At 66.5% G+C, this 10,493-nt stretch carries 9 protein-coding genes; 7 read left to right on the top strand and 2 right to left on the bottom strand.

Annotated features, from left to right (window positions below):
* Nucleotides 1-91 precede the first annotated feature (91 nt).
* Entirely contained in the window at nucleotides 92-916 is an 825-nt protein-coding gene (locus ABGA94_RS03290) for an META and DUF4377 domain-containing protein (RefSeq protein WP_005420968.1), read from the bottom strand.
* A 73-nt stretch (nucleotides 917-989) separates the two neighbouring features.
* Nucleotides 990-1,784: an undecaprenyl-diphosphate phosphatase gene (locus tag ABGA94_RS03285; protein WP_375366378.1), complete on the bottom strand. Its 795-nt coding sequence runs from the start codon at nucleotides 1,782-1,784 to the stop codon at nucleotides 990-992.
* A 223-nt stretch (nucleotides 1,785-2,007) separates the two neighbouring features.
* On the opposite strand from ABGA94_RS03285, the gene glnA reads away from it, so the two are divergent.
* From glnA to ABGA94_RS03250, 7 genes are all read left to right on the top strand, one after another.
* Nucleotides 2,008-3,417: a type I glutamate--ammonia ligase gene (gene glnA, locus ABGA94_RS03280; protein WP_005420964.1), complete on the top strand. Its 1,410-nt coding sequence runs from the start codon at nucleotides 2,008-2,010 to the stop codon at nucleotides 3,415-3,417.
* Nucleotides 3,418-3,758: 341 nt separating this feature from the next.
* Complete coding sequence (locus ABGA94_RS03275; RefSeq protein WP_004134334.1) at nucleotides 3,759-4,097, top strand: P-II family nitrogen regulator; 339 nt, start codon at nucleotides 3,759-3,761, stop codon at nucleotides 4,095-4,097.
* 22 nt (nucleotides 4,098-4,119) lie between these two features.
* On the top strand, nucleotides 4,120-5,550 hold the full coding sequence (gene amt, locus ABGA94_RS03270; RefSeq protein ID WP_197598823.1) for an ammonium transporter: 1,431 nt from the start codon (nucleotides 4,120-4,122) through the stop codon (nucleotides 5,548-5,550).
* 217 nt (nucleotides 5,551-5,767) lie between these two features.
* A complete protein-coding gene (locus tag ABGA94_RS03265; protein ID WP_095378436.1) occupies nucleotides 5,768-6,514 on the top strand; it encodes an N-acetylmuramoyl-L-alanine amidase in 747 nt (248 codons plus the stop codon).
* A 67-nt stretch (nucleotides 6,515-6,581) separates the two neighbouring features.
* A complete protein-coding gene (locus ABGA94_RS03260) occupies nucleotides 6,582-7,748 on the top strand; it encodes a murein transglycosylase A (protein ID WP_375366372.1) in 1,167 nt (388 codons plus the stop codon).
* 107 nt (nucleotides 7,749-7,855) lie between these two features.
* On the top strand, nucleotides 7,856-8,170 hold the full coding sequence (locus ABGA94_RS03255; protein WP_005420957.1) for a hypothetical protein: 315 nt from the start codon (nucleotides 7,856-7,858) through the stop codon (nucleotides 8,168-8,170).
* A gap of 104 nt (nucleotides 8,171-8,274) precedes the next feature.
* Complete coding sequence (locus ABGA94_RS03250) at nucleotides 8,275-10,320, top strand: TonB-dependent receptor (protein WP_375366370.1); 2,046 nt, start codon at nucleotides 8,275-8,277, stop codon at nucleotides 10,318-10,320.
* The last annotated feature ends 173 nt before the right edge of the window (nucleotides 10,321-10,493 follow it).

Below are 10,493 nucleotides of genomic sequence, written 5' to 3'. Positions count from 1 at the left end.
CAGCCGGCCAGCGGCCGGCTCTACCCACAACGAAGAAGGGCGGCCTTGCGGCCGCCCTTCAAGTGCCAGCCGACTGACAGTCGGCTCTACATCACTTCTCGATGGCCGACTCGACCACCATGTCCAGCACATACGCCTGCGACGGCGCATCGGCCGGCGGGTTCTTCACTTCGTAGCGCTTCACGCGCACTACGTTGCGCACGCCGTCTTCGTGGGTGTAGCCCTCGATGTTGCCGTAGAAGTTCTCGAACTTGCCCGGCTCACCCTGCTTCAGGCCCTTGTCGTCGAACTTCACTTCGCGCACCTGCAGGCACTGGTAGTCCGGGATCAGCGGGTGCGAGCACTTCTCGGTCTTCGCGGCCACTTCCAGGAACACGGTTTCGCCGGCGCCGCCGTAGCGGGTTTCAGCGGTCGGTTCCGGGTTGAACACCAGCACGTCGCCCTTGGCATTGGTCAGGGTCAGCTTGCCATCGGCATCCTGCTCGGCCTTCAGTTCGCCCTGCAGGCGGCTCGACACGGCTTCGTCCAGCGCCATCAGCGCCTTGTCGGTGCAGGCCATCATGGTCGAGGCCATCGCACTGACCGTCAGCTTGCCGTCGGCCAGGGTGTAGCCGCCGCCCATGCGGTTGCAGGTGTTGCTGACCGACAGGCGGCCATCAGCGAAGTCTAGGGTGACCGGCTTGTCTTCGCGGGCGAACAGCGCGTCGATGCGCTTGCCGTCGGCGCCGGTGGCCTGCTGCAGCAGCCAGTGCTGGCTCTGCAGGCGCTGCGCATCCAGGTGCGCCAGCGTCTGCTGGTCCGCTGCCTTGGTCGCGGCCGGGGCCACGTCGTCGCCGCCATTGCCGGCCGGGGCCGGGGTCTGGCTGCAGGCGGCCATCAGGGCCAGCGGGAGGAGCAGGGTGAGCTTGCGGTTCATGGTGATTCTCCTTGGGGAACCGTGGGGGAAACGGGGTGGGGCCGGCCATGGGGTTACCGTGCCCCAGTGCTGTTCAGCTGCCGGAGGGCAACCACAGCAGCAGCGCCGCGCCCAGCGCGATGCGGTAGAGGGCGAAGGCGGTGAACCGGTGCGACTTGATGTAGCCCATCAGCCACTTCACTACGACGAAGCCGGTGATGGCCGCGGCAAGGAAGGCCACGCCCACCTCGGTCCAGTTCTCGCTGCCCAGCTGCCCGGCCTTGGCCATTTCCAGGAAGGTGTAGGCGCTGGCGGCGAACATGGTGGGAATGCCGACCAGGAACACGAACTCGGCGGCAGCGGCGCGACGGCTCAGGCCCAGCAGCATGGCCAGGAAGATCGCCGAGGCCGAGCGCGAGGTACCGGGGAACACGCCGGCCACGACCTGCGCCAGGCCCACGCCGATCGCCACTGTCCAGGTCACCTGGTCGCGGTCGGGCAGGCGCGCGGTGTAGGCCTCCACCAGCAGCATCCAGACGCCACCGATGATCAGTGCCCAGGCCACCGGGCTGACCGTCTCCGGCAGCGACCAGCCGGCCTTGCGCACCACCAGGCCGACCACGGCGGTGACCAGGAACGCAGCGCCCAGCTTGAACACGTACTCACGGTTCTCGCGTTGGTTCAAGCCGGTGGCCAGCTGCAGCAGGCGCTGGCGGAACACCAGCACCACGGCCACGATCGCGCCGGCCTGGATGACGATGTTGAAGAAGTCCGAGCGGGCACCCAGCCAGTGCTGGGCGATGAGCAGGTGGCCGGTGCTGGAGATCGGCAGGAATTCGGTCAAGCCTTCGAGGATGCCCAGCAGCAGGGCGGAGAGCAGGTCGGACATGGACGGTGCGGGCACGCGCGGCGGAAGGAAGAAGGTCGAGAGGATAGACGATCCCTGCTGCACCAAACGGGTGCGTCTGTTGGCGGGCGCACCGGTTTGGTGCGCACCGTTCTGCACCGGCGCGGGGCAGCCATATTGAAATCAACGACTTGCGGGTATCGAAAAGTTGGCACGGTCATTGCTGTACCTCAGCAGGCATTCATCCCCATCCGAGGTCGTACCGATGTCCGTGGAAAACGTTGAGAAGCTGATCAAGGACAACCAGATCGAGTTCGTCGATCTGCGTTTCGTGGATATGCGTGGCGTCGAGCAGCACGTCACCTTCCCGGTCAGCATCGTCGAACCGTCGCTGTTCGAAGAAGGCAAGATGTTCGACGGCAGCTCGATCGCCGGCTGGAAGGGCATCAACGAATCGGACATGGTGCTGCTGCCGGACCCGTCCAGCGCCTACGTCGACCCGTTCTACGCCGATCCGACCATCGTGATCAGCTGCGACATCCTCGATCCGGCCACCATGCAGGCCTATGGCCGCTGCCCGCGCGGCATCGCCAAGCGTGCCGAGGCCTACCTGAAGTCCTCCGGCATCGCCGAAACCGCGTTCTTCGGCCCGGAGCCGGAATTCTTCATCTTCGACTCGGTCCGTTTCGCCAACGAAATGGGCAACACCTTCTTCAAGGTCGACTCGGAAGAAGCGGCGTGGAACAGCGGCGCCAAGTATGACGGCGCCAACAGCGGCTACCGTCCGGGCGTGAAGGGCGGCTACTTCCCGGTTCCGCCGACCGACACCCTGCACGACCTGCGCGCGGAAATGTGCAAGACCCTGGAACAGGTCGGCATCGAAGTGGAAGTGCAGCACCACGAAGTGGCCACTGCGGGCCAGTGCGAGATCGGCACCAAGTTCAGCACCCTGGTGCAGAAGGCCGACGAGCTGCTGCGCATGAAGTACGTCATCAAGAACGTCGCGCACCGCAACGGCAAGACCGTCACCTTCATGCCCAAGCCGATCGTCGGCGACAACGGCAGCGGCATGCATGTGCACCAGTCGCTGTCCAAGGGCGGCACCAACCTGTTCTCCGGTGACGGCTACGGTGGCCTGAGCCAGCTGGCGCTGTGGTACATCGGCGGCATCTTCAAGCACGCCAAGGCCATCAATGCCTTCGCCAACTCGGGCACCAACAGCTACAAGCGCCTGGTGCCGGGCTTCGAGGCGCCGGTGATGCTGGCCTATTCGGCCCGCAACCGTTCGGCCTCGTGCCGCATTCCGTGGGTGTCCAACCCGAAGGCGCGCCGCATCGAAATGCGCTTCCCGGATCCGATCCAGTCCGGCTACCTGACCTTCACCGCGCTGATGATGGCCGGCCTGGACGGCATCAAGAACCAGATCGACCCGGGTGCACCGAGCGACAAGGACCTGTACGACCTGCCGCCGGAGGAAGAGAAGCTGATCCCGCAGGTCTGCTCCTCGCTGGACCAGGCGCTGGAAGCGCTGGACAAGGACCGCGAGTTCCTCAAGGCCGGCGGCGTGATGAGCGATGACTTCATCGACGGCTACATCGCGCTGAAGATGCAGGAAGTGACCAAGTTCCGCGCGGCCACCCACCCGCTGGAATACCAGCTGTACTACGCCAGCTGACCGGGCGCGATGGCGGTGGGTCCCCCCTCCCACCCGCCGCCATCGCTTCCGTTCTCGCGGCTGGGGAGCCGCAAGGCGGGCGCAGGCCCGCCGTTGTAGAGCGGGTCGCTGGCCCGCTGCAGTACAGCGGACTGCCGGTCCGCTGAAACAGGGGCAAGAGAGACCGGATACGCGACCAGGGCCGCCCTCCCTCCCGCGTCGGTCGTGCAAGGAGAGAGGCACGGCCGTCCCGGCCCTGTACGTGTCCGGTGCAACAGCCACGGTCATCACCTGATGACCCGTGGTTGCCTGATGCCAACGCGCGCTGGCGCGCTGGCCCCATCCACCCTCGGGACATGCGCATGAAACTGATCTCCGCCATCATCCGACCGTTCAAGCTCGACGAGGTCCGCGAGGCCCTGTCCGATGCAGGCGTGTCGGGCATCACCGTGACCGAAGTGAAAGGTTTCGGTCGCCAGAAGGGCCACACCGAGCTGTATCGCGGCGCCGAGTACGTCGTCGATTTCCTGCCCAAGATCAAGATCGAAACGGTGGTCACCGACGAGCGTGCCGACGCGGTGATCGAAGCGATCCAGTCGTCGGCAGGCACCGGCAAGATCGGTGACGGCAAGATCTTCGTCACCGCCGTCGAACAGGTCATCCGCATCCGCACCGGCGAAATCGGTGCCGACGCGCTGTAACCCCCTTCCGGAGACTCCCCCAATGAAGATGCGCCTTCTCACCGGGTGGCAAGCCCGGTTCCACCTGGTGTGCCTGTTGATGCTGCTCAGCGCGCTGGCCGCCGGTGCGTGGCCGGGCAGCGCCCATGCCCAGGCACAGGTGTCGCCGCTGCCGAGCGAAACCGTGGCGGTCGAGCCGCTGCACGATCCGGCCGCCACCGCCGCTGCGCCGGCCGTGGCCGAAGCGGCCGCCGCCTATGATCGTGGCGACGTCGCCTGGATGCTCACCTCCACGTTGCTGGTGCTGCTGATGGTCGTGCCGGGCCTGGCCCTGTTCTACGGCGGGCTGGTGCGTTCGAAGAATGTGCTGTCGGTGCTCAGCCAGATCCTGGTGGTGTTCTCGCTGGTGCTGCTGCTGTGGGTGGCCTACGGCTACAGCGCGGTGTTCAGCGCGGGCAATCCATTCTTCGGTTCGTTCACCGAATTCGCCTTCCTCAAGGGCTTCACGCCCGACTCGGTGGGCAACACGCCGATCAAGGGCCTGCCGGACTACCTGTTCGTCGCCTTCCAGTCGACCTTCGCCGGCATCACCACCGCGCTGATCGTCGGTGCCTTCGCCGAGCGCATCAAGTTCCGTGCGGTACTGCTGTTCTCGGCACTGTGGTTCACCCTCAGCTACATCCCGATGGCGCACATCGTCTGGGGCGGCGGCTACCTGGGTGAGCTGGGCGCGATCGACTTCGCCGGTGGCACCGTGGTGCACATCAATGCGGGCGTGGCCGGCCTGGTCGGCGCGTGGTTCGTCGGCAAGCGCCTGGGCTACGGCCAGACCGCGCTGAAGCCGCACAACGTGCCGTTTACCTACATCGGCGCGATGCTGCTGTGGGTGGGCTGGTTCGGCTTCAATGCAGGTTCCGCCGCCGCCGCCGATACGGTGGCCTCGCTGGCCTTCCTCAACACCGTGCTGGCCACCGCTGCCGCGGTGCTCGGCTGGACGCTGGTGGAAGCGATCGGCAAGGGCAAGCCGTCGGCACTGGGCGCGGCCTCGGGTGCGGTGGCCGGCCTGGTCGGCATCACCCCGGCCTGCGGCACGGTCGGCCCGCTCGGCGCGATCGTGATCGGCTTCGTCGCCGGCGTGGTCTGCGTGTGGGGCGTGACCGGCCTCAAGCGCCTGCTCAAAGTGGACGACACGGCCGACGTGTTCGGTGTGCATGGTGTCGGCGGCATCGTCGGCGCGATCCTCACCGGCGTGTTCAGTGCACAGTCGCTGGGCGGTACCAAGGCCGATCTGGATATCGCCCACCAGGTGTGGGTGCAGGTGGTCAGCGTCGGCTTGACCGTACTGTGGTCGGCGGTGATGACCGCGGTCATCCTGCTGGTGGTCAAGGTCGTGGTCGGCCTGCGCGTGACCGAAGAGGCCGAACGCACCGGCCTGGATGTGACTTCGCACGGCGAGTCTGCCTACGAGGCCTGATGCATGATGGGCGGCCCTGCGGGGCCGCCTTTTGCGTTTGGTCGGTGCCAGGCTTGCCTGGCACTGCTCCTGCTCTGGTGGGTGCCGACCGTTGGTCGGCACGGCCGGAGTGGCGCATCCACGCATGGCGTGGATCTACCGCATCCTCTCTGGTGGGTGCCAAGCTTGGTTGGCACGGCGGCATGCATCATCGGGCCTGATCGCGCACAATCGGGCCATGCACCCGATCCGCACGTCCCTGATGCTCTCGGCCTGCCTGCTGGTGGCCGCCTGCGCCTCCACGCCGCAGGAAACCCGCAACCCGCTCGCCACCTGGGTGCCGTCACCCAACCAGAACGCGCGCACGCCGGTCATCATCGTCATCCACCACACCGAGCAGAAGTCGGTGCAGCAGAGCCTGCATACGTTGCGCACCGCCAACAGCGGTGGACCGGTCAGTGCGCACTACCTGATCGGCGCCGATGGCCATCGTTACCAGCTGGTCGCCGATGAGCGCCGTGCCTGGCACGCCGGGGCCGGGCGCTGGGGCACCATCACCGATCTCAATTCGGCCTCGATCGGCATCGAACTCGACAACGATGGCCGCAGCCCGTTCAGTGCGGCACAGATCGAATCGCTGATCGTGCTGCTGCGCGACCTCACCACGCGCCTGAACATCCCGCCGCGCCAGGTGATCGGCCATGCCGACCTGGCGCCGACGCGCAAGCAGGATCCGAACCGCTTCTTCCCATGGCAGCAGCTGGCCGAGGCCGGCTTCGGCGTGTGGCCGCGCGCGGCCGACGGCGCGGCACCGGAAGGATTCGACGCGTGGAATGCGCTGACCCGCTTCGGTTATCCGCTCGACAACCGCGAAGCCACCGTCGCCGCCTTCCACCGCCGCTTCCGTGGCCGCGACGACCTGCCGAAGACGCTGGATGCCGAGGACGCCCGCATCCTGCATTCGTTGCTGCTGCAGATACCGTGACCCCGCGCATGAACGCTTGACCCCGCGCTGGGTTGCCGCCCAGCGGCCGGCACTCCACCATGGCGGCATGATCGATTCCGCTACCTTCTTCAAGCGCATGCACTGGACCCTGTTGGCAGCGGTGGTGCTCGCAGGCTGCTCCACCACCGCTCCGCGCGCAGGCTCCGAAGCGCCCACGCCGACCTCGCCGCCGGCGGCCACTTACGCCAAGGTCGACTGGAAAGCCCTGCCCGCAGTCTCCGATGCTGATCTGCAGGCCGGCTTCGTGGCTTGGCGCAGCAGCTGCGCCCGCCTGAAGAACGACGCTGTCTGGGCCAAACCCTGCGCCACCGCCGCCGCGGTGTCAGACAAGGACCCGGCCGCGATCCGCCAGTTCCTGCAGCGCGACCTCGATGCCTACGCGCTACGTGCCGGTGGCCATCAGGCCGACGGGCTGATTACCGGCTACTACGAGCCGATCTACCCCGGCAGTCTTACCCGTACCGATAAGGCCACGGTGCCGGTGTACGGCACGCCGGATGATCTGGTGGTGGTGCAGCTGGAGAGCCTCTACCCGGAACTGAAGGGCAAGCGCCTGCGCGGGCGCGTCGAAGGCAAGGTGCTCAAGCCCTATGACGACGCCGGCACCATCGCGGCCAAGGGCGCCAAGGCGCCGGTGCTGGCCTGGCTGACCGACCCGATGGACCTGCAGCTGCTGCAGATCCAGGGGTCCGGCCGCGTGCGCCTGGCCGATGGCAAGCAGGTGCGGCTGGCCTACGCGGAACAGAACGGCCACCCCTACCGTGCGATCGGCCGTTGGCTGGTGGACCAGGGCCAGCTGAAGAAGGAAGACGTCACCATGGACGCCATCCGCGCCTGGGCACGGGCCAACCCCGCGCGCGTGCCGGAACTGCTGCGCAGTAATCCCAGCTACGTGTTCTTCGTGCGCACCCCGGACAGCCCGGAAGGCCCGCGCGGTTCACTGAATGTGCCGCTCACCGCCGGTTACAGCGTGGCAGTGGACCGCACCGTGGTGCCGCTGGGCAGCCTGCTGTGGCTATCCACCACGCGCCCGGACGGTAGCCCGGTGGTGCGCCCGGTGGCCGCGCAGGACACCGGCGGCGCCATCGCCGGTGAAGTGCGCGCCGACCTGTACTGGGGCAGCGGCGACGCCGCCGGCAAGCTGGCCGGCGACATGAAGCAGAAGGGCAACATCTGGATGCTGTGGCCAAAGGGCGTGCCCCTGCCGAACTGAACCAGCAGGGGTCGGATCCCTTCCAAAGGAAAGGGCTCTGACCCCGGATGCCTGATAATGGCGCCATTCCGTACTTTCCGGCCGCGCCTGCGGCCAGGGCTCCTGCAATGACCTACGCAAAGCACACCGCAAAATCCGGCGCGAAATCGGCCGCAAAGAAGTACTACAAGCACTGGGCCGAATCGGGCCTGGGCAAGGGCAATGTGCTGATGGAAGCGCGCGGCGAGAAGATCGTGCGGCAGGTGGAAATCTACGGGACCAAGATGGTCTGGGCCGACGAGCATGCCCACAGCGACGACCGCTTCCTGCTGGCCGACCAGCCAGTGTCGTTCCTGGATTTCGACGAGGACGACGAAATTTCCGCGCGTGAATTCGAAGCCGCCTGGAAGAAGGCACGGGAAGCCACCGGCTACCCGGTGTAATCCCCCCGGCACCCGCCCTTGTAACGCCGAGCCTTGCTCGACGCCGCAAAAATCGGGCGCGTGAAATGTTATATGATTACATTTCACCGTATCCGCCCCTTCCCATGAAGACTCCTACCCTGGTGGCCGCCCTCGCGGCCGCACCGTTCGCCCCTGAAGCCTTCGCACAGTCGGCCGACGCCGCGCTCACTCTCGGCAAGGTGCAGGTGCACCAGCACGGCGAAGGCCAGCTCAGTGCGCATCAGGTACTGACCTCGGTGGATGTCCTGGGTGCAGACCAGATCGAAAACCGCAACGTCTCGCACAGCTGGGAACTGCTCGGGCAGATGCCCGGCATCCAGCTCACCGAAACCCGGCAGGGCGCCGAATCGGGCAAGGTCAGCTTCCGCGCCTTCAACGGTGAGGGCTACCTCAATGCCATCAAGACGCTGATCGATGGCATCCCCAGCAACGTCAACAGCGGCAACCAGCGCTTCATCGACATGCTGTTCCCGCTGGATATCAGCTACATCGAAGTGGTGCGCGGTACCAACGACCCGCGCTACGGCCTCCACAACATCGGCGGCAACGTGAACTTCGGTACGCGCCAGGGGGGCAGCTACACCGATGCGCGCCTGGCCTACGGCAGCTACAACACCCGTGATGCGCAGGTGGCGATTGGCCGCGAAGCCGACGGCTTCGCGCAGAACTATTTCGTCGGCACCCAGGCCAGCGACGGCTACCGCGACCACGACACCTCGAAGAAATATTCGCTGGGCGGCAAGTGGTTCTACGGCTCGCTGGACGACGGCCTGCGCGTGGGCCTGACCGCCCGTGCGTACCACCACGAAGCCGACGAACCCGGCTTCATGACCGCCGACGAGCTGCGCACGCACCGCAGTGGCAGCGAGCTGCGCAACGGCAACGATGGTGATGACCGCGACATGCGCCAGCTTGCCGCGCACTTGGACATGAAACTGTCCGACGCACTCACCCTTGGCACGCGGCTGTACTACAACCGCTACGAAGACGACCGCCGCGTGACCTTCAGCGACCTGCCCACCGGCAACCTGCCGCGCCAGCGCCGCGTATGGGACGAGCGGCAGCATGGCCTGCTCAGCACGCTCACCTGGCAGGCCAGCCCCACGCTCACCGTCGAGGGTGGCCTGAACTACGAGCAGCAGGACAACGGCTACCTCCGCGAGCGCTACGCCTACGCTGAACCCACCGATTTCAGCCAGCCCCCCGCGCGGGTGCAGAACAATGATCGCCACAGCTTCGACAACTGGGGCGCCTACGTGCAGGCCGTCTACCAGCCCGTCGAGGCCTGGAAGATCGTGCCGGCCTACCGCGTCGACCGTTTCAGTGGCCGCACCCACCTGATGAACGGCCTCAGCGGCCGCCTGCAGGACTACGGCAGCATCGGCCAGCCCAAGCTGAGCGTCATCCACAGCCTGGGCCAGACCACCCATGTCTACGCGAACTGGGGTCGCACCTTCCAGGTACTGACCGGCTCCACCGCACCGGCCTACCTCACCCCAGGGCAGGCACCGATGCAGCCGTCCACCAACACCGGCATGGAGCTGGGCCTGAAATTCCAGCCGTTTGCCGGCAGCCAGGCACGCCTGGCGGTGTGGCAGCAGGACGCGGAAAACGAGGTGTCCAACATGCCGGCCACCGGCACCACGGTCACCCTGGGCAAGACCCGCCGGCGCGGCGTGGATGCGCAGCTGAGCCTGCAGCTGGGCGAAGACTGGACGGTGTGGGCGTCGCACGCCTACCAGGAAGCGAAGATCACCCGCGACGACCGCGATGCCAGCATTTCACTGCAGGGCCGCGAAGTGGCCGCCACCCCGCGCCATATCAGCAACCTGGGCGTGGATTACCGCGCCCGTGATGCGCTGCGGTTGGGCCTGCAGGCACGTGCACAGGGCGATTACTACCTGGAAGAACGCAACGTGGCCGGCAAGTTCGGTGGTTTCGCCGTGCTCGACCTCAGCGCGGCCTACCAACTCACCCCGCGTTTCAGCGTGGACCTGCAGCTGAAGAACGTGACCGGCCGCGAGTACGCCTACGCCTGGTACGACAGCTTCTTCTGGGACAGCGCCCGCCCGATGTTCTCGCCGGCGCCGGGCCGCAGCGTGTTCGTCGGCCTGAACATGAAGCTGTAATCGGCCACGCACCCGGTAGTGGTCGAGCCTGCTCGACCTGCGGCAGGGGTCAGAGCCCTTTCCAGGCGGAAAGGGATCCGACCCCGGACCCCGCAGCGCATGCGGTCAGATCCCTTTCCGCGAGGAAAGGGCTCTGACCCCGAACCCCGCGTTTTGCACTACATTGGTGCAAT

It is taken from the genome of Stenotrophomonas sp. 3diitr2024 (assembly GCF_042136455.1).
Lineage (GTDB): Bacteria > Pseudomonadota > Gammaproteobacteria > Xanthomonadales > Xanthomonadaceae > Stenotrophomonas > Stenotrophomonas sepilia.
Note: the sequence above shows the minus strand (reverse complement) of the source record. Positions and strands in the feature narration are given on the sequence as shown.

Excerpts from the sequence above, each read along its gene's own strand:
- ABGA94_RS03260 (WP_375366372.1), top strand. The coding sequence starts at position 6,582 with ATGATCGATTCCGCTACCTTCTTCAAGCGCATGCACTGGACCCTGTTG.
- ABGA94_RS03265 (WP_095378436.1), top strand. The coding sequence starts at position 5,768 with ATGCACCCGATCCGCACGTCCCTGATGCTCTCGGCCTGCCTGCTGGTG.
- amt (WP_197598823.1), top strand. The coding sequence starts at position 4,120 with ATGAAGATGCGCCTTCTCACCGGGTGGCAAGCCCGGTTCCACCTGGTG.
- ABGA94_RS03275 (WP_004134334.1), top strand. The coding sequence starts at position 3,759 with ATGAAACTGATCTCCGCCATCATCCGACCGTTCAAGCTCGACGAGGTC.
- ABGA94_RS03290 (WP_005420968.1), bottom strand. The coding sequence starts at position 916 with ATGAACCGCAAGCTCACCCTGCTCCTCCCGCTGGCCCTGATGGCCGCC.
- ABGA94_RS03250 (WP_375366370.1), top strand. The coding sequence starts at position 8,275 with ATGAAGACTCCTACCCTGGTGGCCGCCCTCGCGGCCGCACCGTTCGCC.
- glnA (WP_005420964.1), top strand. The coding sequence starts at position 2,008 with ATGTCCGTGGAAAACGTTGAGAAGCTGATCAAGGACAACCAGATCGAG.
- ABGA94_RS03255 (WP_005420957.1), top strand. The coding sequence starts at position 7,856 with ATGACCTACGCAAAGCACACCGCAAAATCCGGCGCGAAATCGGCCGCA.
- ABGA94_RS03285 (WP_375366378.1), bottom strand. The coding sequence starts at position 1,784 with ATGTCCGACCTGCTCTCCGCCCTGCTGCTGGGCATCCTCGAAGGCTTG.